This window comes from Mesorhizobium delmotii (assembly GCF_900149755.1).
GTDB lineage: Bacteria > Pseudomonadota > Alphaproteobacteria > Rhizobiales > Rhizobiaceae > Mesorhizobium > Mesorhizobium delmotii.
In genome coordinates this window covers 150608-169916 of sequence record NZ_FUIG01000024.1, presented here as the reverse complement: position 1 = coordinate 169916, position 19309 = coordinate 150608, and the positions used below count along the sequence as shown (strand labels likewise).

The following is a 19309-nucleotide window of genomic DNA, read 5'->3' as shown; positions in this document are numbered from 1 at the left end:
CTCCTAGTTCCCGGTTCAGGCCGCCCGTTCGGACGCTCGCGGCTTGGCGAAGACATCGATCGCCTGACCGGTTTCGAGGAAGGATTTCAGGCTGGAGAGGACGATCGGCCAACCCTTTTTGATGCCGTTCGCCATCCCGCTGCCGGCTTCGAGCTCGTCATGGGTGACGGTCAGCCGGACCATGGCCTCGTATTCCTCGAGCTCGAAGGTCACACGGCTGTAGCTCGCCGGATCGGACGCCTGCGAAGCGTTTGCCCAGGTGATGACGAGACGGGTCGGCGGCGAGACCTCGACGACCTTGCCGACGAGTTCGACGGTCCGTTCATCATTAGCGCGGACATGCTCCCAGCTCGAACCGGGCTTCCAGTCGGAGACGTTCTCGTGGCCCCAGTAGCGCCGTGCGAGGTCCGGTTTGGTTATGGCCTCGAACACCTTTCCCGGTGTCGAGACGATATAGGTCGTGTAGATAAAGCTTTCCTTGGTCATTACTACGCTCCTTGTAGTTTCGCGAGCATAGGTAGATGCGGAAACCGGACTCGTGTGAGTGACAATCGTGTCGCGAATTGCATCTGATATGAAAAAAGGTTGACGCATGACGCGCTGGCAGCTTGCTCATGGACGGCATCTCGATCTTGGCGCGCAATCGTTGCTGATGGGGATTTTGAACGTCACGCCGGACAGTTTTTCCGACGGCGGAGAATTCGACCGGCCGGAGCGGGCTCTGCAACAGGCGCGGCGCATGATCGGCGAGGGCGCGGCGATCATCGATGTCGGCGGCGAGTCCACCCGGCCCGGCGCCGACGCGGTTTCGGCGCGCGAGGAACAAGCGCGCATCCTGCCGGTCATCGAGGCGCTGTCGTCCGAAGGCGGCAGCCTGGTTTCGGTCGACACCTATCGGGCCGAGACGGCGCGTCTGGCGGTCGCGGCGGGCGCGCATATCGTCAACGACGTGCATGGCCTGCAGCGCGAACCCGACATCGCCCACGTCGCGGCGGAAACCGGCGCCGGCCTCGTCATCATGCACACCGGGCGCGACCGTGAAAAACTGGCGGATGTGATCGCCGACCAGTTCCTGTTCCTGAACAGATCGCTGGAGATCGCGCGCGACGCCGGCATCCCGGACGACCGGATCGTGCTGGACCCGGGCTTCGCCTTTGCCAAGGACGGAGAGGAAAACCTTGAGCTTATGGCTCGCTTCGGTGAATTGCGCGCTCTCGGTTTTCCATTGCTGGTCGGCACGTCACGCAAGCGTCTTGCCCGTCACCTGGTCGGCGGAACTGACGAGGGGCGGGACGTCGGCACAGCGGCGACCAGCGTCATCCTGCGGCTGAAGGGCGCTTCGATCTTCCGCGTGCACAATGTCGCGGTCAATCGCGATGCACTGGCTTTCGCCGACGCGGTGCGCGAGCGCGAGACCGTGGATTAATGCATGTCGCCCAAAAGTGCGCAGCGGTTTTGGGATAACGACATGCATTAAAACAAGAACTTAAAGCGTGTCGCATGAATCCTTGAATCCGTTCAAGCGATTCGTGCGACGCGCTTTAGAAGGCGCGTCAGGCGGGCTCGGTGACGACGCCGATCCGCCGGTAGATGAAATGTTCGTCGTGCGAAGGAACTGCCGCAGCACGCTGGGCTTCGTCGATCAGCATTGCCATGCGCGCATGGATCGGCGATTTCGCGCAAGCCGGGTCCGTGGCGGCGGCATCCCCGGCAATCGCCATCGCCTGGCAGCGGCAGCCGCCCCAGTCGATCTCACGCCGTTCGCAGCTGCGACAGGGCTGCTGCATCCAGTCGGTGCCGCGAAAGGCGTTGAATGCCGGCGAATCCGTCCAGATCTCGGCCAGGCTGCGCGTCCCGAAACGCTCAAAACTGAGCGACGGGATGGTCTGTGCGGCATGGCATGGCAGCACGGTGCCGTCCGGCGTCACCATGAACGCGTCGCGCGCCCAGCCGCCCATGCACGGCTTGGGATAGATGGCGAAATAATCTGGCGGGACGAAATCGATGTTCATGATGCCGGTGAGCCGTTCGCGCGCCGCCGCGACGATCTCCGCCTGCCGGTCGACCGCAGCACGCGCGGGCATCAGTTGATCGCGATTGGTCAGCGCCCAGCCGGCATACTGCACGTTGGCGATCTCGAGCCGCTCCGCGCCCAACGAGAGGGCCAGATCGATGAATTCCGGCACCTCCTCGATGTTGTGGCGATGGATCGGTGCGTTGATCGTAAGCGGCAGGCCGGCCGCGCGCGCGCGGCGTGCCGTCTCCAGCTTCTTTTCGTGGCCGCCTTTGTGATTGCCGATGCGGTCGGTGGTCGCCGGACGTGCGCCTTGAAAGCTCAGCTGCAGATGGTCGAGCCCGGCTTCGGCAAACGCCTCGATGCGGCCCTCGGCAATGCCGACGCCGGCGGTGATCAGGTTGGTGTAGACGCCGCGCGCCGAAAGCCCGGCGATCAATTGCTCGAGATCGCGGCGCAGCGTCGGTTCGCCGCCGGACAGATGCACCTGGAGAACGCCGAGATCGGCCGCCTGCGAGAACAGGTCGAGCCAGGTCTGTGTATCGAGTTCGCGATTGGCCTTCAGCAATTCGAGCGGATTGGAGCAATACGGGCATTGCAGCGGGCAGCGATGCGTCAGTTCCGCCAGCATGCCGATCGGAGGGAGAAGGGGCTCGCTCATAGTTTTACCAGCAGCTTGTCCGACCATTCCTGCAGGAAGGCGACGACGTCGGCCGCCACCGCCTCCTGTTCGGCGTCATAATCCGCGGCAAGGCCGGCAATGATGTGGCCGACCGTGGACCGTCCATCGCAGCGGCGCAATATATCGAGGCTGATATCGTTCGGCCAAAATACCTTTTCCGGCGAAAGCACGGCGAACGCCTGCCGCACGGGATCGTATTGTATGCGCACGTGCTTCGGCAGCGATGGCACCGACTGCGGCGACACCAAGGCTCTTTCGCGCAGCGCCATCATAGGGCTGCCTCCGGACGGAAGGCGCCGGGCGGGATGTTTCCCGGCTCGGCATAGGCGTGTTGAAGCGCGTCGAGCATGGCCCACAGTATATCGCATTTGAATACCAGCGCATCGATCGCCTGCTGCTGGCGTTCCGCCGTGTCGGCATGGCCGAGCACGTAGGCGAGGGCGAAGTCGGCGTCGCGCGAGGCCTGTTCGGGCCGTCGGGTGAAGTAGGCCAACGTATCCTCGGTGATGTAATCGTATTTGGCCAGCATGGCCGGGACCCGCTCGCCGATGATGAGCGGCGAGAACATTTCGGTCAGCGACGATGCGACCGCCTCGAACAGCGTCCGGTTCGTGCAAAAGGAGAGGTAGGCGCCGACCGCGAAACGTGTCACCGGCAGCGCCAGCCTTTCGCTCTTCACGTCATCGGGATTGAGGCCGAGCGAGGTCGCCAGATGCAGCCAGCGCGCGATACCGCCGCTCCGGCCGTCCTCGCCGTCATGGTCCTCGATGCGTTTGCGCCAGGCGGCGCGAAACGCCGGGTCCTCGGCATGTGCCAGGATCATGGCATCCTTGCGCGGGATGACAGCCTGGTAGCAATAGCGGTTCAGCGCCCAGGCCTGCATCTCGGTCCGCGACAGCGCACCGCTGGTCATCCTGTGATGGAAAGGATGTCGGTTGTGATAGCGCTCGGCACCGACCTGACGCAGCACGGCTTCGAGCTCGCTGGAGGACAGGCCGTTCCTGGCCGCGTCGTGGAAATCACTCAAAATTCCATCTCCATCCCGTCGCGGGCGACTTCCCAGCCGGCGGCTTTTACCGCTGCGTGTTCGGCGGAATTCTCGTCCAGAACAGGGTTGGTGTTGTTGATGTGGACGAAGACACGGCGGCCGATCCTCACATCGGCCAGGCCGGCGATCGACCCCTCGTCTCCCGACATTGCCAGATGCCCCATGCGTGCCCCGGTTTTTTGTCCGACGCCGGCGGCAATCATCTCGTCGTCGGTATAGACCGTGCCATCGAACAGCACACAGGCGGCATCGGCTAGACGCGTGCGCAGGGTCGCATCGATGCGCGCGCAGCCCGGGATATAGAAGACGGAGCCGCGACTGCCGGGACCAGTGATACGGACGCCGACCGTGTCGCCGGACTCGGAGCTGAAATTGGCATCCGGCTGGCTTCTTTCCTCGAGATAGAGGGCTATCTTTCCGGGCACGGGAAAGCTCTCGACAATCACGCCGGTGTCGTGGCCGTCTGCATCGCAGATCGCCAATTCCTTCGCCGGCGGCAGGATGCGCCGCGGCACGAGCGCCGGATCGAGAACATTGAAAATCGAATTCGCCTCCAGCGTCGCCAGAACCTGTGTCGTTGCATAGATGGCGAAGGGCTGCCGCTCACGCAGGCTGAGCAGGCCGGCGACATGATCGACATCGGCATTGGTCAGCACCACCGCACGGATAGGCGTCGAACGCAGCGGCGCATCATGCGCGGGCTGCAATTCAGGCGTTTGCGCAATCTGCTGGCGAATATCGGGCGAGGCGTTGAAGAGCACCCAGCCGGCCCCATCCACTGACGCGGCGATGCTTGATTGGGTTCGCGAATGCACGCCAGCCATCCCGGTGCGAGCCGCGCGGCTCAGGCGATAGTTGCAATTCCATTGCGGGAAGCCGCCGCCTGCCGCCGAGCCGATGATTTTCAAGCGCATTGCAATGCCCGCTCTGCGGCTCATTCAACCAACAGCAAGTTTTGGACCGCGAATGGCTTCGCGCCCGTATTGAACGCGCCAAAGCCTTTCCCGAAGACCTCGCCCGGCAAGGCAGTGCGTGCCCCCGTTGCCAGGGACACGCACCTCTGCGGCCTACTTCTTGGGAGGAATTTCAGCAGGCAGATACCGCGAAATTTCGAAGCCCGCAGCAACCTGGCACATGGTCGGTTTCGTCCAGCTCTTCTTCATGGCATTTCTCCTCTTCTACCAGCCCGAAGGGGCCGATCTTTTTCTCAGTCAACCATTGCTGGGCACCATTGCAATGGCTCGTCCATCAGCTCTCAAAATGGACAAATGAAACGGTAGGTTCTGAAAACTCGAAAAACAAGACGATCGAAAATAACAATGCTCATGCTTCAATTGCTGATCACGTAAGGCTTCTCCTCCTCCAGCGGGAGGTTTGCACGCTCCCATCCATCGGCGCCGGGCGGATACCAGATCACCGCGCTGTAGCCCCATTCGACGGCCCGTTTCGCGGCATTCCAGGACATCCAGCAATTCGTCATGCAATAGAACAGAATAGCGCGCGACTTGTCGGGACCGGCTTCGGCCGAGAGGCCCTGGCGAAAATAGCTGGCGGTCTCCTCGGAGATAGCTCCGTAACCGACATTGGCGAGCCAGGTGCTGCCCGGGATATCCTTTCTGATCGTGTCTCTCCAAATCGTTCCTGCCGGCAAATTGGCCGGCTTCGGCGTGTTCGGCATGACGTCGAAGAACACCGCCTTCTTCTCCCGCCACAGCGCCTCCGCCTCTGCCGTCGTCACCACGCTTGCGCCCCGCAGCGTCTGCGGCACCGGCGCCCGATAGTCGTCCATCCGGTAGCCGCCGGGCTCGGCGACATCGCCAGCCCACATCGGTTGGGTCAGACCCAGAAGGCCCGCAGCGACCAGCAAAATCGTCTCCTTTCCCGTCATAACGGTTTCGTCATTGCGTGATCGGATTATCGTGTTCGTCGATCAGCGGCACATTGTAGTCCAGCAGGATCCTGTTGATCTCCGCCTGGTTTTCCCTGATCACCCGGTTGAGCGTCCGCTTCCATTCCTGGTCGGATGGACGCACGCCCATGGTGATGCGGTAGGACATGCGCGAGCCGGTTTTTTCCTTCACCAGCGGAACGATCGTGAGATCGGCGCCGAGTTCCTTGGCATAGTAGCCTGCCATCGGTCCCCACATGACAGCCGCGTCGATCTTGCCGGCGAGCATGTCCTTGATCATGACCTCCCCCATGGAAGCGGTGAGGCGCGTATCCACCGCCAGCGGATAGATTTTTGCCGTTCGCATGAGCTTGTTGGCGGCCATGTTGGCAGTCGGCGGCGTGCTTTCGACGACGCCGATCCTCTTGCCGGTGAGTTTCGGATCCTCGATCGTCTCGACGCCTTCCATGCCGTTGCCCCTCGGGTGCACCAACACATAGGACGAGCGATAGTAGGCGTTGGTGTTCTGCACCAGTTCATCGCCCTGGGCATAGCCCATGATGATGTCGCATCGGTTGGCGGCCAGCGTGTTGCGCACGAAGCCGGCGACAACAGGAAACCAGGTATAGGCGACGGACTTTCTGCCGGTTTTCGCGGCAACCAGTTCAGCCAGCCTGTTTTCGAAGCCTTCGCCGCTCTTGTCGGTGAAGGGCATGTTTGAAGGATCGGCGCAGACGCGCAGAATGTCAGGGTCGACCAGTTCTCCCGCGGCACCAAGGCCGGCGTCCTGCGCCTGGGCGTTCGGAGGCAGCAAGGCGAGTGCGCCGAGCATCGGCAGGACAAAACACAGCTTCAACGCGTCACGGCCAATCATATCATCCACCCATACAGGATGCTTCGGCATCCTTCGCTGCCTGTGGCTTGTTTGATTTCTTCGGCGGTCTGCCGCGGGGCGCTGCACCGTCGGCGCGGGCACGCAGATAGACGTAGAGATCATCCATGTAGCAATAGACGTTCTTGTTGTCGCCAAAAGCTGGCATGACGTTCTCCTTGCCGCCGCCGACGTTCTTGCGGCCTTCGGCGACGATCGAGAGGAACGTGGCGTAGTCCATGGTTTTCAGGCTGTTGACCAGGGCCGGCGCGTAGCTCGAACCTGTGCCGTCCGGTCCGTGACAAACATGGCAATCGGAGTGATACCGGCGGTAACCGCTGAACGTATACCAATCGACGGTTCCGCTTTCGATCTTGTAGGTCGGATTTCCCTCCGCATCCAAATGCTTGCCGTCCTCTTCCGTCACCGCCTTGGCTTTTTCCGCGCTGTCCGAGGCCTGCGCGAGACTTGAGCTTGCCAGAGGCAGCAGAGCCAGAGCGAGAGCGGCAATTACAATGCGAACGGACATTCAGACTCTTCCTTCATTTGCCACGCACACGGGTTTGCAGTCGTGAAGCGGCATTGATCGATGTTTTGGGTGCGCGGCGAAATCGAGAGCCCGGTCCTGGCTTCCCGGTGATCCGGGCTCTCGCTTTTCAAGCCTTGGTCTTTTTCACAAGACCCGAGGCGTGCCTAAGGTTCCCGTGTATCAGTCCGGGAGACCGAAGACGGTGAGCTGGCCGCCCAGCGTCGTGTAGTCGGCAAGTGCTGCGTAACCACCGACCGCTCCCAGACCAGCAGTCCCAACAACCGCGGTTTCGTCGCCTTGCTCACGGCCCTGATCGACGGCGCCATGCCAGGCAGCGGCGTTTTCGGGCGAAAGCAGTCCACCTGCCAGACCGATACCCGCCCATCCGCCGACGCCGGACAGAACGGCGATGTACTGCTTGCCGCCATGCTCGTAGGCCGTGATGTTGCCGATGATGCCGGACGGGGTCTTGAACTTGTAGAGTTCATTCCCGTCATGATCGACCGCCTTGATGTAGCCCTCGAGCGTGCCGTAGAAGACGACGTCGCCGTCGGTCGCCAGCGCGCCCGACCAGACCGAGAACTTCTCGGGCTTAGACCAGACGATCTCGCCCTTGGCAGCATCCCAGGCAATGAAGTTGCCCATGTGGTCGGCTCCAGGGGGAGGATACATCGACACGGTGGCGCCCACGTAAGGCTGACCGGCGGTGTAGCTCACCTTGTAGGGCTCATAGTCCATGCAGACATGGTTTGTCGGCACGTAGAACAGACCGGTCTTCGGCGAATAGGTCGCCGGTTGCTGGTCCTTGGTTCCAAGCGCGGCCGGGCAGATGCCCGTCGAGTTGGTGTCTTCGCCGTTCGCCTGGGTCGAATATTTGGCCACGACCTGCGGGCGGCCATACTGGTCGCTGCTGGGGTCCATGTTGACTTCCGTCGCCCAGTTCACTGCCGGATCGTATTTCTTGGCGACGAGAAGCTCGCCATTGGCGCGATCCATGGTGTAGGCAAAGCCGTTGCGGTCGAAGTGCACCAGCACATCGCGCTTGGCGCCTTTGATGTCCATGCCGTCGACAAGGATCATCTCGTTGACGCCGTCATAATCCCACTCGTCATGCGGGGTCATCTGGTAGAGCCACTTGGCCATCCCCGTATCCGCATCGCGAGCCATGATCGTCATCGACCAGCGATTGTCGCCCGGCCTCTGGACCGGGTTCCAGGTCGATGGATTGCCGGTGCCGTAGTAGATCAAGTTAAGCTTGGGATCATAGGCGTACCATCCCCAAGTCGTGCCGCCACCGGTCTTCCACTGCTCGCCTTCCCAGGTGTTCGTGCCCGAGTCCGCGCCGACTGGTTTGCCGAGATGGGTGGTCTTTTCGGGATCGATCAGGGTTTCTGCATCGGGTCCCGTCGAATAGGCCCGCCAGGCAAGCTTGCCATCCGTCAGATTGTAGGCCGAGATGTGGCCGCGAACACCATATTCGGCGCCGGAGACGCCGACGATAACCTTGTCCTTGACGACCACAGGCGCTGACGTGCCGGATTCGCCCTTTCCGCCGTCGATCTGATCGCCGTTCTTGACCGACCAGACGACCTTGCCGGACTTGGCATCGAGCGCCACGACGGTGGTGTCGGCCTGGTTGAGAATGATCTTGCCGTCACCATAGGCGACGCCACGATTGACCGTGTCGCAGCACATGATCCCAATGACATTGGGGTCTTGCTTGGGTTCGTATTTCCAGAGGATCTTTCCATCATTGTTGAGATCGAGAGCATAGACGGTGTTCGGGAACGGCGCGTGAACATACATCACATCGCCGATGATCAGCGGCCCGCCTTCATGGCCGCGCAGCACGCCAGTGGAGAAGCTCCACTTGACCTGCAGGTTCTTCACATTGTCCTTGGTGATCTGGTTAAGTTTGGAAAAGCGGGTGTTGGCGTAGTCACCCGTCTGCATCACCCAGTCCTTGGGATTTTCGGCCATTTTCATCAGTTCTTCATTGGCCGACGTCATGTGGACCGCGCCGAACGACATGAGCGCCGCGGTCGTTAGTAGGTAGGCAGTTTTCGCAAGTACACGCATCAAAGTCCTCCCAGGGTTCACAATGACGAATCGTCCGTCGAGCCCACGAGGGCTTGCCCAAGCGATTCATGTGGGGGAAGTATTTCCGGCAGCGTGTCACGACCTAAGCCGAATGAGCAGAGGGCACCGTTACTGCCCATCCCACTTGGCCTACGAAAGACTGTCGCCGCTCCCTAATGACGGTGACGCCCTTGAAGCCGGAAACAGGATGAAGCTATGTCATCCCCAGGCGGAAGGCAAGAAAAATCACTTCCGTCTATGTTGCACTGCAATATAGAGAAATAGATATGAAAAAACCCAGACAGAAAGCTATTGTTCGACTGTGAATGAAGAGCGATTTATATAAGTTGCCAAATTTTGCGTATTTTTTTGGCGAAATGTATTGATTTATATTTGGCAATATTCCTTGGAGCATATGGGTTTAAGTATGCGAGCGTCGCTCCGGGTGCCGATAGTGAAGGAGACATGAAATGAAGGTCAGCACCAGGTTTCGGAGCGGATGTTCGTGCTGTCGGGGAGGCCTTTTGCCGACCGGTACGGCCTTGCTCCTTTGGTACTATATGGCCTGCATGAGAACTTGACTGGCGTGGTGGCACGAGGCCAACTGGTGCGGTGATCTGTCTCGATCCATCGGGCTCGATCTGTCACGTCCGCGCCAATCGGAGGTTCCCCATGCTCAGATATGTCGGCTTTTCGACCTTGCCGCTGTTGCTTGCATCGGCCCTGGCCTTCGCCAATCCGGCCGGCGCCGCCGGAGATTATCCGACGGCGACGATTGTCGACTATGTGCTCGGCTGCATGCAGACGAATGGCCAGACACGTCAGGCGCTGGAGAACTGTTCCTGCTCGATCGACGTCATCGCCTCGATCCTTCCATTCGAGGATTATGAAAGGGCCGAGACCTTTAAGAGCATGTCCCTGACGACAGGCGAGCGTTCGGGACTGTTTCGCGAAAGCGCGCCGGCAAAAGCCGCAAGCACGGAATTGAAGCGCGCGCAGGCGGAAGCCGACGTGCGCTGCTTTTAATGCATGTCGCGCAAAAGCATGCCCTCGGGCTTGAACCGAGGGTGTGCAGCGGTTTTGCGATAACGACATGCATAAAACAACAATCTAAAGCGCGTCGCATGAGGCCGGTCAAACGCGACGCGCTTTAGAGCGTGCCCTGGTAAGAGCGGCGACGGGGGGGACAACCGCTGTATGCGATTTCGAGGCTTCAGAGTCCTGTAGCCTCCAGTGGCCATTGATTGCGAAATACCTTGCCGTCGGTATCGATCGCTTCGACCTGAATGTCGCCAGTGCCGTGCGCGGTGAAATCGAACCGGAAATTGGGATCTTCCGAAATCGATATTCCGCCTTCCATCGAGAGGATCGGCCGGTCTGCCTGCGAGATCGACAGTTTCTGAACAAAATGCGCGGGGATGAAATACTGGGTCTGTGGATTCCGCTGCAGGCCCGAATTGTTCGGATGCCGGATCATCAGCTGCAATTCCTGCGCCTTTGTCATCGTCTCTTGCGGTGGGAATTGGCGCAGCTTCATCTGCCCCATCGTCGCTATCGCCTCGTCCTGGTTCTTGACCGCCGGGGCGGAGCATCCGCCTGACGCCTTGACGAAGGTCTGCGCCATGTGGAGTTCGCCGCCCTGCGTCTCTGCTATGGCGCGCAAATAGGAATAGTCGTTGACGCGCACGCGCGTCGACAGATGCGTCACGCCGGCGTCCTTGCCGATCTGGAACGTCGCCGCCACCGGTGCCGGATTGACGTCGATGATCAAGGTGACGGATTTGATGCCGTCGGCTGCCTTGGCCGGGTCGATATAGATGTCGACGGGCACGATGGCGGCGTCCTGCGCCCGCTTCGGCGCCTCGACCCTGACGACGCCGGTATCGACCAGAATTGCCCGATCGCCGAACACGTCGCCTTTCAAATCCTGCCAGATCCTGTCCGAAGACGCGGCTGTTTGCTGCGCGTTGGCGGCTCCGGAGGAGCCAAAGAGCGTGCCGACAGCCAGGGTGATCGCGGCAAAGATGGCTGCGAGCGGCAAGACGAGCTGCCGGCTCGTGTAAGCGTGGTTCTGCATTTCGATGCCTCCACCAATATCAGAGAGGTGGTGCCCAGGCCGATGTCGAGGATAAGCCTTTGACGATGGATTTGGCAAATCGACCCACTTCATCCCGCCCAGCGCTTGTCGGTGTGATCTATTCCCATTCGAGTTCGGCAAAGGCGGCCGTTGCATTGCGTTCATTGTAGTCGTCGAACAGATGCCAATTGCCCCGTTCGCTTCGGCCGGCGGTCCTGACTGCCTCGCTGAGCGGCACCCCGTCGGCGATCGCCTTGCGAATGTCGCGCGCTAGAACCTCGAAATAGCGCCGCTCCGCCGTCAGCGCCTCCGGCCAGTCGGCCGGCACCGGGCCATGACCCGGCACGACGCGAGCGGCACCGATCGCTGCCAGCGCATCCATCTGGCGGAGCCAGCCAAGCAGCGACCCGTCGAGCGTCGGCAAGGAACCTATGAAAACGAGATCGCCGGCAAACAGCGTGCGGGTCGCGCTGTCGAAGACGGTCAGGTCGTTGTCGGTGTGAGCCGCCTTCCATGCCTGCAATTCGAGCACGCGTCCACCGAGGTCGAGCTGCAGGCGATCATCGACCAGCATCGTCGGCGGTATGATCTCGATCCCTTTCATCAGCGCGCCGCCGATCTGTTCGCGAAAACTTTGCAGGTAGAACGCGCCGCGTGCCTCGAGCGCGCGCGGCAGATTGCGATGGCCGACAATGGTGGCGCCGATCTCCCGGAACGCCGCATTGCCGAAGATGTGGTCGGGGTGCATATGGGTGTTGATAAGGTAGCGAACCGGCTTGGCGCTTATCTTGCCGATCGCGGCGATGAGGGTGTTCGCCTCGATCAGGCTGCCGCCGCTGTCGATGACGGCAACGGCGTCGGTCCCGACGACGACGCCCAGGTTCGAAATCGCGCCCTGGTTGGCGGCGCTCATCAATTCATCGACGCCTTGGAAGGCGAAGACGCCGTCGGCGATTTTCCTGAGCTTGAATTCAAGGCCGCCGGCAGCGGCGAGAGCGGCCCGCCCGAGGCAACAGGGCAGCATCGCGGCGCTGACCGCGGTGCAGGCGAAGCCTTTCACAAGCTTGCGTCGTACGCTATCGATCGGCATGGCTTCCCCGATATGCATTCCGAACTGTAAGGCGATCAGGCCACGCCCGGAAATTTTTGGTGGAACGACCGCAAAAGGTCGCTCATCACCTGTGGATTGCGATATTGCCGCGGCAGCCTTACGTCGAACATGCCGAGCACATGGGCTGGCCGCTGTGCGAGAACGATGATGCGGTCCGACAGCATCAGCGCCTCGCGGAGATTGTGCGTTACCATCAGGGCGGTCGTAGGCCGCGCCGACCACACGGTCAAAAGCAGGTGCCGAAGCCGCTCGGCAGTCCGTTCGTCGAGCGAGGCAAAGGGTTCGTCCAGGAAAAGCACCGCCGGTTCGGTGGCGAAGGCCCTGGCAAGTGCTGCCCGGCGCGCAAGGCCGAGCGAAAGCTCCGCCGGATAGAGCGAGCGCATGCCGGCGAGGCCGAGCGTGTCGAACAGCCCGTCGAGATTCTTCGTTCTCAGGCTTTTCGGCAGCGCCAGCCTGACATTCTGCTCCACCGTCCGCCACGGCAGCAAGATCGGCTCCTGGAACACGGCGGCGATCCGGTTGGAGCCGCCTTCAGGCAGTTGGAAGGAGCCGGAAAAGTCTTTGTCCAATCCAAGCAGGATGCGCAGCGTCGTGGTCTTGCCGCAACCCGACGGTCCCAGCAAGCAGGCGAATTCGCCTTGCCGGACCTCGAAGGAAAGGTCCTGGAGCGCCGTGATCGAGACGCCTTGCGCGGACCTGAAGGTCTTTTCGGCGATGTCGACCCTAAGCGGGACGACGGCGCCAACGGGTTGCATGTCGTTCAATGGGCTGCACCAGAAGAAGTTCGATGACAAGCATCACCGTCACGAAAGCCAGCGTGTAGGCAAGAATGGCGGCGACGTCGAAGAGCTGGAAATAAAGATAGATCTGGAAGCCGACGCCGTTGGAGCGGCCGAGCAGTTCGACCACAAGGACGATCTTCCAGATGAGGGCGATGCCGGATCGTGAGGCGGCGGCAAGATAGGGCTGCAATTGCGGCAGCAGGACATGGCGGATGCGTTCGAGGGGACCGAAGCGGTAGACGGCGGCCATTTCGCCGTAACTCGGATCAAGCGCCCCGGCGCCTTCGCGCATCGTCACCACTACATTCGGGATCTTGTTGACGGCAACTGCGCCAATCGCCGCCGCCTCGTTGAGGCCGAACCAGATGTAGGCAAGCACGATGACGACCAGCGCGGGAATGTTGAGAAACAGGACCAGCCAGGGACTGAAGAACCGGTCTGCGCTGCGGTGGCTGCCGAGGAGAACGCCGATGACCGAGCCAACAACCATCGCGACGACATATGCCGCGGCAACCCGGCCGAGTGTCGCGCCGAGATGGTAGAAAAGGTCGCCGTTCGCCGCCTCTGCGAGCAGCACCTGCCAGACCCGCCCCGGCCCAGGAAAGGCACGGCTCGGCCAGGCATTTGCTGCAAGACCCCACAGCAGGCAAAGCCCGAGCAGAGAGACCGCGACCGTCAGCACGGGTGTCAGCGCCGCTGCAAGGCCGGATTGGCTGGAGATGTCGGCCGCAGCGCCAGGCGGGCGATCGCCGGTGTCAGGTGCGGTCATTTCGGCAGCTCCTGCCAGAACGTGCCGGGCGCCATCTCGGGCGCGCGGCCGACCAGCTTGTCGCCGCCGATCTCGGCCAGCACGCGGTAGAGCCTGCCCGCGTCGGCCGCATCCTCGGCGACGGGGCGTCTGGGAATGCCCTCGCGATAGCGGTCACGCAGTTTGGCCAATTCCTGGCCTTGTGCGCGGATAATCGGCGCAAGGCGCAGCCACTCGTCGTCGGATCTGGCCAGCAAGTCCTTGGCCTGCGCCGAAGCCTTGATGAAGCCCCTGACGGCGTCCGGATTTTCGTTCGCCCATTTGTCATGAAAGACATAGCCGAGCGCCGATACGGCGCCCGAGGCCCCGAGCGCTTTCGCCGCATCGTCGGCGCCGATCAGCCGACGAAAGCCGTTGGCCTCGAGCCGGGCGCAAAAATGCCAGAAATTGAGCACCGCATCGAGTTCGCCTTGCATCGCCTTTTCCGAAATCAGCGGCGGCGCGCCAAAGACGATGTCGCTGGTTGCCGGCAGGTCGAGGCCGTGATCGCGTCTGGCCAGCGCCTGGATCAGCAGCCAGCTTTTATCGAGAGGCCCGCCGGCGACGCCGATCTTTTTTCGCTTGAGATCGGTGATCGTCCGGATCGGCGCCGCCTCCTTCACCATGATTGCCCCGACGGCGGTCGAATAGGGGACCAATGTCAGGTCGACGCCTTCCGAGCGCTGGCGCGAGACCCACAGCCAGTCGGAGACGATGATGTCGATCGCGCCGGCCAGCATGGCGACGTTGGTTGCATCCTCGCCGGCGAAATCGATGATCTGCAGATCGATGCCGTTGGCTGTGTCGAACTTGTGTTGTTTCATGGTGTCAAGTGCCCAGCTCACGGTGCCGAACTTCAGCACACCAATGCGAACCCTGGCCGTGGCGAAGGAGGGGGCCGTGGCGAAGGACGGCCCTGGGACAAGAGCCGCGGCTGTTCCAAGAGCTGCCAGCCGGAGCGTTGCTCGACGCGAAATCATCATGATGTCTCCTCCCAGAGCGGTAATAAGCCGGGGCGCCGATCAGATCGCACGGTCCTCGTTCGGGAAAGCGCATTTCCAGCGCTTGACCGTGAGGGTCGGGTGTTGCTGCGACCATTTCGCGATTTCGCTGGGCGCCAGCATCATACATTGGACCAGAGAGCCGCGGCTCTCGAAATAGAGATGTTCGTCTCGGCAATTGCTCGGATTGGCAATCAGGCAAACCGTCAATATGAGGTCGACCATATCCATTCAGCACCTCTTGCGTGCTTGAAGACGCCCGCTTCGGCGAGATCCGGCCCGATCTGCGAGCCTGGACAAAATCGCCAACTGCCGGACTCCCGAGGTGCCCATGGAAAACCGGAATGGTTTGAGGCTACGCGTTCGCCCGATGGCCGTCAACAAAGGCGAATGGATAGGGGGCGCCGGAACCTGAAACAAAAAACCCGCCTCGGCGGCGAGCACAAATGCCGTCACAAAGCAACGAATCGCGAGCTCGAAACCAGGGCAATCGCTTCGGGTTGCACTGCCCCTTGCCCAGTCTTCCAGCGTTGGTGGTTGGCGAAAGCCGAAGCGGCATCCAATCTCCGCCCCTTGCGGGGGAGATGTCCGGCAGGACAGAGGGGGTGGGAAGGATCGCTAACTCTCGATTAAACCATTCCCAGCCTGACGGCGTGGCTGTAATTGGCTGACAGACCAGCGGGACAGCACCCCCTCTGCCCTGCCGGGCATCTCCCCCGCAAGGGGGGAGATCGGCAGCTTCGCCGACTGCGCCACGAGCGGCAATTGGTCTGAAGCGATTGCCTTGAATTCGGGTAGCGGTTGACATCGCTCATCTGCCGGGTAGCTTCCAGGATGCAGGCGCCGCAACTCCATTGGGGAGAAGCTTTCGCTCTGCCATAAAACGACGCATGCCGATGATCAAAACAACGGCGTGCGCAAATCGTCCAGGGCACCTTGACGATCAATGAGGAAATGCCATGCGTGCAATCGCATTTTTCGCCGTCGTGTCCGTTGCGACGTTCATCACAAACCAATCTCAGGCACAGGATGCCGCCGCGGGTGAGAAGGTCTTCGCCAAATGCAAGGCCTGCCACGTCGTCGACGAGGACAAGAACAAGATCGGTCCGTCATTGAGCGGCGTTATCGGCCGGACGGCGGGCACGCATCCGGGGTTCAAATATTCTAAACCCATGACCGAGGCGGGTGCATCCGGCGTCAAATGGGACGAAGCCACGCTGACGACCTATCTTCGCGATCCCAAGGCCATGATCAAAGGCACGAAGATGGCGTTTCCCGGTCTCAAGAAGGACGAGGATCTCGCCAACGTCATCGCCTATCTGAAGCAATTCTCCAAATAACCCGGTTCTTCCGCAGGAAGTAGCCCGGTTCTTCCGCAGGAAGTAGCCCGGTTCTTCCGCAGGAAGTAACCCGACTTCGCCGGCCGTTCGAAACTGCGTTCGGCCGGCGCGCGCCTTGGTGGTTGGCGCCGGTCAAGCGGCGTCTTGCAGCCTCCGCATCGCGGAAGGCAGGTCGAGCAAGCCATCGCAAACGAGGTCGGCGCCGAGCTCTTCAACGGCAATTTGGCTGTAGCCGCCGCGCAGCAGAATGACGGGCATGCCGGCGGCGCGGGCGGCGGCCACGTCGGCGCTGCTGTCTCCGACCATCAGCGTGTCGCGAGGCTCGACCTGAAGCTGGTCGAGCGCCAGCAGCAGAGCGTCGGGCGCCGGTTTCAGGCATGTCACCGCGTCTCCGCCGACGATCGCGCCGAGATGTTCCGTCAGCCCAAAATGCAGCAGGATTTCGCGAGCCGCCAACTGCGGCTTGTTGGTCACCACGCCCATGGCTAACCCGCTCAAGTGGAAGTGGGTGAGAACCTCCCTGACGCCAGGCATCAGCGTCGTCAGGCCGGTCAGATGTCTGCGGTAGATCGGCGTCATGGCGCGGTTGGCCTCGTCAAGCGCGCTGCCGAGGAGCGGCGTACCGGAAGCGGCGAAGGCTCGCTCGACCAGTTTCCTGACGCCGCCGCCGATCAACGCCTTAACCTGTACCGGGCGCAGCGGCGGCAGATCGCGGCTGGCCAGCAACTCGTTGACGGCGGCCGTTATATCAGGCGCCGAATCGACCAGCGTGCCGTCGAGATCGAACAGGATCGCTTTCGACGATCGAAACGGCCTACTCATGCCGACGTTCATGCGGCGTCCTTCCATTTGATCGAGCAGCCGATCGAAGCGATCTGGTCCAGCGGTCCGTCGCCGGTCCGGGCAATTTGCTTCATAGCCTCGAACAGGTCGCGTCTCAGTCCGGGCGGTCCGGCGTCGCGTCGCGCCGCGTCCAGCCGGCCGCGATATTGCAGCGTCAAGTCGCTGTTGAGCCCGAAGAAATCCGGAGTGCAAACGGCTCCATAGGCACGTGCCACCGTCTGGCGCTCGTCGTGGAGGTAGGGGAAAGTGAAGCCGTTCGTCCTGGCGAAGAGCTTCATGTTGTCGAAGGAATCATCCGGATAGGCGTCGGCATCGTTGGAATTGATCGCGACAAAGCCGATGCCTTCGGGCTTGAGGTCGTTGGCATCGCGGACGATGCGGGAAATCGCCGCCTTCACATAAGGGCAATGGTTGCAGATGAAGGCGACGACCAGCCCGTTCGGGCCGGCGTGGCTGAAGATCGAATGCGATTTGCCGTCGACGCCGGGCAAAACGGCATCGATGGCTTGCCAGCCGAAATCGCAGACAGGTGGGATTGCCGCCAAGGGTTTCCTCCGATGAAATGGTTTTACGCGGCTTTCCGGATCGCCCCGTCGGCCGCCTGCCTGATGGCGCCGATATTGGCGCGATAGGCCACCTCGGTGCCGCCCTTAAAAATGGCCGAGCCGGCGACCAGCACATTGGCGCCGGCTGCGGTGACCAGCGGAGCGGTCTCGGGCGTGACGCCGCCGTCGATCTCGATGTCGATCGGGCGGCTGCCGATCAGTGCCTTGACCCGCCTGACCTTGTCGACCACAGCCGGAATGAACGCCTGGCCACCGAAACCCGGATTGACGGTCATCAGAAGCACCAGATCGAGCCGGTCGAGCACATATTCGATGACGCTTTCCGGCGTCGACGGGTTCAGCGACACGCCGGCCTTCCTGCCAAGATTCCTGATCGCCTGCAGCGAACGGTCGAGATGCGGCCCGGCCTCGGCATGCACCGTGATGATGTCGCAGCCGGCATCGGCGAAGGCGGCGAGATAGGCGTCGGCCGGCGCGATCATCAGGTGGCAGTCGAAGATCTTGTCCGTTCGATCACGGATCGCCTTGATCACCGGCGGACCGAAGGTGATGTTGGGCACGAAATGGCCGTCCATCACGTCGAGATGGATCCAGTCGGCGCCCGCCCGGACGACCGTTTCGACCTCGTCGCCGAGCCGCGAGAAGTCCGCAGAAAGCACCGAGGGCGCAATGATTGTCTTAGTACCCATGGTCGTCGGCTCCCGTTCTGTCTTCCGTTTCCGGTCGCTGCACACCAACCGGCGTGATCTTGTCAGCGCGCCTTCGTCTCCGGTTCGCCTTCGAGCTTACCTTCCGCGAACACGCGGCTGCCGCGAATATCGGATTCCTCAATGGTGATAAGGTCGGTTTTCGTCAACACCCGGTCGCGCGACGCGAAAAGCCGGTTGGCCTGGCGAAGCCGCGCCCGGTCGAGCCCATTGCGGACTGAGCGGGCGTTGGAGAAATGCGGCAGCCGCATGCGGATCGGGAGATACTCTTCGAGCGCCTTGGCCGCCGCCTCGCTGAGACGATAATTCTGTTCCGCCAGCATGATCTCGGCGATCGATTTGAGTTCGCAGACGCCGTAGTCGGGAAAATCGAGGTGGTGGGCGATGCGCGAGCGCATGCCGGGATTACTGTCGAAGAAGCGGTCCATCTTGTTCTTATAGCCGGCAAGAATCACAACCAGATCGTCACGGTTGTTTTCCATGCATTGCAGCAGGATTTCGATCGATTCCTGGCCGTAGTCGCGTTCGTTCTCGGGCTTGTAGAGATAGTAGGCCTCGTCGATGAAAAGCACCCCGCCCATGGCGCGCTTGATCACTTCGCGGGTTTTGGGCGCGGTGTGGCCGACATACTGGCCGACGAGATCGTCTCGCGTCACCGCGACCATGTGGCCTTCGCGAACATAGCCGAGACGATGCAGGATTTCGGCCATCCTCAGCGCCACGGTGGTCTTTCCGGTGCCGGGATTTCCCGTAAAGTTCATGTGCAGCGTCGGCGCGCCCGAGGTCAGGCCGAACTTGCGGCGAAGCCGGTCGACCAGGAGCAGCGCCGCGATCTCGCGGATGCGGGTCTTGATGGGCTTCAGGCCAACGAGTTCGCGGTCGAGCTTGCCCATCACCTCGTCGATGTTGGACGCCTCGAACTCGGCCTGCAGATCAACCGATTCGTCCTGCGCGGCAGTGCCCTTTGCTATCGCGTCCAGCATG

At 61.6% G+C, this 19309-nt stretch carries 23 protein-coding genes; 4 read left to right on the top strand and 19 right to left on the bottom strand.

Annotation, left to right across the window (positions count from 1 at the left end):
- Positions 1–15: 15 nt before the first annotated feature.
- A complete protein-coding gene (locus BQ8482_RS14740) occupies positions 16–486 on the bottom strand; it encodes an SRPBCC family protein (RefSeq protein WP_123148298.1) in 471 nt (156 codons plus the stop codon).
- 106 nt (positions 487–592) lie between these two features.
- On the opposite strand from BQ8482_RS14740, the gene folP reads away from it, so the two are divergent.
- Positions 593–1426, top strand: a complete 834-nt coding sequence (gene folP / locus BQ8482_RS14735) for a dihydropteroate synthase (RefSeq protein WP_123148297.1) — start codon at positions 593–595, stop codon at positions 1424–1426.
- A 127-nt stretch (positions 1427–1553) separates the two neighbouring features.
- On the opposite strand, the gene pqqE is transcribed toward folP, so the two are convergent.
- Genes pqqE through pqqB form a run of 4 tightly spaced genes read right to left on the bottom strand, consistent with a single transcriptional unit; the run spans position 1554 to position 4658 of the window.
- Positions 1554–2675, bottom strand: a complete 1122-nt coding sequence (pqqE, locus tag BQ8482_RS14730) for a pyrroloquinoline quinone biosynthesis protein PqqE (RefSeq protein ID WP_123148296.1) — start codon at positions 2673–2675, stop codon at positions 1554–1556.
- Complete coding sequence (gene pqqD / locus BQ8482_RS14725) at positions 2672–2968, bottom strand: pyrroloquinoline quinone biosynthesis peptide chaperone PqqD (RefSeq protein ID WP_123148295.1); 297 nt, start codon at positions 2966–2968, stop codon at positions 2672–2674. Before pqqD ends, pqqE begins: the two co-directional genes overlap by 4 nt.
- Positions 2965–3723, bottom strand: coding sequence for a pyrroloquinoline-quinone synthase PqqC (gene pqqC, locus BQ8482_RS14720; protein WP_123148294.1), 759 nt, complete (start codon positions 3721–3723; stop codon positions 2965–2967). The genes pqqD and pqqC overlap by 4 nt, the downstream gene beginning before the upstream one ends.
- Positions 3720–4658 carry a pyrroloquinoline quinone biosynthesis protein PqqB gene (gene pqqB / locus BQ8482_RS14715; RefSeq protein WP_123148293.1) on the bottom strand — a complete coding sequence of 313 codons (939 nt, stop codon included), beginning with the start codon at positions 4656–4658 and terminating at the stop codon, positions 3720–3722. Before pqqB ends, pqqC begins: the two co-directional genes overlap by 4 nt.
- Before the next feature lie 220 nt (positions 4659–4878).
- Here pqqB and BQ8482_RS38120 point away from each other — a divergent pair, with 220 nt between their 5' ends.
- On the top strand, positions 4879–5016 hold the full coding sequence (locus BQ8482_RS38120; RefSeq protein WP_165848570.1) for a hypothetical protein: 138 nt from the start codon (positions 4879–4881) through the stop codon (positions 5014–5016).
- A gap of 58 nt (positions 5017–5074) precedes the next feature.
- Here the strand turns inward: BQ8482_RS38120 and BQ8482_RS14705 are convergent, their stop codons facing one another.
- From BQ8482_RS14705 to BQ8482_RS14690, 4 genes are all read right to left on the bottom strand, one after another.
- A complete protein-coding gene (locus BQ8482_RS14705; protein ID WP_123148292.1) occupies positions 5075–5632 on the bottom strand; it encodes a PQQ-dependent catabolism-associated CXXCW motif protein in 558 nt (185 codons plus the stop codon).
- 10 nt (positions 5633–5642) lie between these two features.
- A complete protein-coding gene (locus BQ8482_RS14700) occupies positions 5643–6506 on the bottom strand; it encodes a quinoprotein dehydrogenase-associated putative ABC transporter substrate-binding protein (RefSeq protein ID WP_244602811.1) in 864 nt (287 codons plus the stop codon).
- Position 6507: 1 nt separating this feature from the next.
- Positions 6508–7032, bottom strand: a complete 525-nt coding sequence (locus tag BQ8482_RS14695; protein ID WP_123148290.1) for a c-type cytochrome, methanol metabolism-related — start codon at positions 7030–7032, stop codon at positions 6508–6510.
- Between the two features lie 180 nt (positions 7033–7212).
- Entirely contained in the window at positions 7213–9111 is a 1899-nt protein-coding gene (locus BQ8482_RS14690; RefSeq protein WP_123148289.1) for a methanol/ethanol family PQQ-dependent dehydrogenase, read from the bottom strand.
- Positions 9112–9783: 672 nt separating this feature from the next.
- Here BQ8482_RS14690 and BQ8482_RS14685 point away from each other — a divergent pair.
- Positions 9784–10137 carry a hypothetical protein gene (locus BQ8482_RS14685; protein ID WP_123148288.1) on the top strand — a complete coding sequence of 118 codons (354 nt, stop codon included), beginning with the start codon at positions 9784–9786 and terminating at the stop codon, positions 10135–10137.
- 187 nt (positions 10138–10324) lie between these two features.
- Here the strand turns inward: BQ8482_RS14685 and BQ8482_RS14680 are convergent, their stop codons facing one another.
- From BQ8482_RS14680 to BQ8482_RS14655, 6 genes are all read right to left on the bottom strand, one after another.
- Positions 10325–11188, bottom strand: a complete 864-nt coding sequence (locus BQ8482_RS14680; protein WP_123148287.1) for a quinoprotein dehydrogenase-associated SoxYZ-like carrier — start codon at positions 11186–11188, stop codon at positions 10325–10327.
- 118 nt (positions 11189–11306) lie between these two features.
- Positions 11307–12278, bottom strand: a complete 972-nt coding sequence (locus tag BQ8482_RS14675; protein WP_123148522.1) for a quinoprotein relay system zinc metallohydrolase 2 — start codon at positions 12276–12278, stop codon at positions 11307–11309.
- A gap of 35 nt (positions 12279–12313) precedes the next feature.
- Positions 12314–13054: an ABC transporter ATP-binding protein gene (locus BQ8482_RS14670; protein ID WP_123148286.1), complete on the bottom strand. Its 741-nt coding sequence runs from the start codon at positions 13052–13054 to the stop codon at positions 12314–12316.
- On the bottom strand, positions 13023–13850 hold the full coding sequence (locus BQ8482_RS14665) for an ABC transporter permease (RefSeq protein ID WP_123148285.1): 828 nt from the start codon (positions 13848–13850) through the stop codon (positions 13023–13025). Before BQ8482_RS14665 ends, BQ8482_RS14670 begins: the two co-directional genes overlap by 32 nt.
- The gene (locus tag BQ8482_RS14660; RefSeq protein WP_123148284.1) at positions 13847–14851 is read right to left on the bottom strand and encodes an ABC transporter substrate-binding protein; all 1005 of its coding nucleotides are present in this window, start codon (positions 14849–14851) and stop codon (positions 13847–13849) included. Before BQ8482_RS14660 ends, BQ8482_RS14665 begins: the two co-directional genes overlap by 4 nt.
- A gap of 39 nt (positions 14852–14890) precedes the next feature.
- A complete protein-coding gene (locus BQ8482_RS14655; protein WP_123148283.1) occupies positions 14891–15100 on the bottom strand; it encodes a hypothetical protein in 210 nt (69 codons plus the stop codon).
- Between the two features lie 728 nt (positions 15101–15828).
- Between BQ8482_RS14655 and BQ8482_RS14650 the strand changes: the two genes are divergently transcribed.
- The gene (locus BQ8482_RS14650; protein ID WP_123148282.1) at positions 15829–16209 is read left to right on the top strand and encodes a c-type cytochrome; all 381 of its coding nucleotides are present in this window, start codon (positions 15829–15831) and stop codon (positions 16207–16209) included.
- Positions 16210–16341: 132 nt separating this feature from the next.
- Here BQ8482_RS14650 and gph read toward each other — a convergent pair whose 3' ends face one another.
- The 4 genes from gph to cbbX form a co-directional block, all read right to left on the bottom strand.
- The gene (gene gph, locus BQ8482_RS14645; RefSeq protein ID WP_123148521.1) at positions 16342–17043 is read right to left on the bottom strand and encodes a phosphoglycolate phosphatase; all 702 of its coding nucleotides are present in this window, start codon (positions 17041–17043) and stop codon (positions 16342–16344) included.
- Positions 17040–17597, bottom strand: a complete 558-nt coding sequence (locus BQ8482_RS14640) for a thioredoxin family protein (RefSeq protein ID WP_123148281.1) — start codon at positions 17595–17597, stop codon at positions 17040–17042. The genes gph and BQ8482_RS14640 overlap by 4 nt, the downstream gene beginning before the upstream one ends.
- Before the next feature lie 23 nt (positions 17598–17620).
- Entirely contained in the window at positions 17621–18307 is a 687-nt protein-coding gene (gene rpe / locus BQ8482_RS14635) for a ribulose-phosphate 3-epimerase (protein ID WP_123148280.1), read from the bottom strand.
- Positions 18308–18369: 62 nt separating this feature from the next.
- A complete protein-coding gene (cbbX, locus tag BQ8482_RS14630) occupies positions 18370–19308 on the bottom strand; it encodes a CbbX protein (protein ID WP_123148279.1) in 939 nt (312 codons plus the stop codon).
- Between the last annotated feature and the right edge of the window lies 1 nt (position 19309).

Bases quoted from the DNA above. Each gene is read 5' to 3' on its own strand.
- BQ8482_RS14740 (WP_123148298.1), bottom strand. From the start codon at position 486: ATGACCAAGGAAAGCTTTATCTACACGACCTATATCGTCTCGACACCG.
- folP (WP_123148297.1), top strand. From the start codon at position 593: ATGACGCGCTGGCAGCTTGCTCATGGACGGCATCTCGATCTTGGCGCG.
- pqqE (WP_123148296.1), bottom strand. From the start codon at position 2,675: ATGAGCGAGCCCCTTCTCCCTCCGATCGGCATGCTGGCGGAACTGACG.
- pqqD (WP_123148295.1), bottom strand. From the start codon at position 2,968: ATGATGGCGCTGCGCGAAAGAGCCTTGGTGTCGCCGCAGTCGGTGCCA.
- pqqB (WP_123148293.1), bottom strand. From the start codon at position 4,658: ATGCGCTTGAAAATCATCGGCTCGGCGGCAGGCGGCGGCTTCCCGCAA.
- BQ8482_RS38120 (WP_165848570.1), top strand. From the start codon at position 4,879: ATGGTCGGTTTCGTCCAGCTCTTCTTCATGGCATTTCTCCTCTTCTAC.
- BQ8482_RS14705 (WP_123148292.1), bottom strand. From the start codon at position 5,632: ATGACGGGAAAGGAGACGATTTTGCTGGTCGCTGCGGGCCTTCTGGGT.
- BQ8482_RS14700 (WP_244602811.1), bottom strand. From the start codon at position 6,506: ATGATTGGCCGTGACGCGTTGAAGCTGTGTTTTGTCCTGCCGATGCTC.
- BQ8482_RS14695 (WP_123148290.1), bottom strand. From the start codon at position 7,032: ATGTCCGTTCGCATTGTAATTGCCGCTCTCGCTCTGGCTCTGCTGCCT.
- BQ8482_RS14690 (WP_123148289.1), bottom strand. From the start codon at position 9,111: ATGCGTGTACTTGCGAAAACTGCCTACCTACTAACGACCGCGGCGCTC.
- BQ8482_RS14685 (WP_123148288.1), top strand. From the start codon at position 9,784: ATGCTCAGATATGTCGGCTTTTCGACCTTGCCGCTGTTGCTTGCATCG.
- BQ8482_RS14680 (WP_123148287.1), bottom strand. From the start codon at position 11,188: ATGCAGAACCACGCTTACACGAGCCGGCAGCTCGTCTTGCCGCTCGCA.
- BQ8482_RS14675 (WP_123148522.1), bottom strand. From the start codon at position 12,278: ATGCCGATCGATAGCGTACGACGCAAGCTTGTGAAAGGCTTCGCCTGC.
- BQ8482_RS14670 (WP_123148286.1), bottom strand. From the start codon at position 13,054: ATGCAACCCGTTGGCGCCGTCGTCCCGCTTAGGGTCGACATCGCCGAA.
- BQ8482_RS14665 (WP_123148285.1), bottom strand. From the start codon at position 13,850: ATGACCGCACCTGACACCGGCGATCGCCCGCCTGGCGCTGCGGCCGAC.
- BQ8482_RS14660 (WP_123148284.1), bottom strand. From the start codon at position 14,851: ATGATGATTTCGCGTCGAGCAACGCTCCGGCTGGCAGCTCTTGGAACA.
- BQ8482_RS14655 (WP_123148283.1), bottom strand. From the start codon at position 15,100: ATGGATATGGTCGACCTCATATTGACGGTTTGCCTGATTGCCAATCCG.
- BQ8482_RS14650 (WP_123148282.1), top strand. From the start codon at position 15,829: ATGCGTGCAATCGCATTTTTCGCCGTCGTGTCCGTTGCGACGTTCATC.
- gph (WP_123148521.1), bottom strand. From the start codon at position 17,043: ATGAACGTCGGCATGAGTAGGCCGTTTCGATCGTCGAAAGCGATCCTG.
- rpe (WP_123148280.1), bottom strand. From the start codon at position 18,307: ATGGGTACTAAGACAATCATTGCGCCCTCGGTGCTTTCTGCGGACTTC.
- cbbX (WP_123148279.1), bottom strand. From the start codon at position 19,308: ATGCTGGACGCGATAGCAAAGGGCACTGCCGCGCAGGACGAATCGGTT.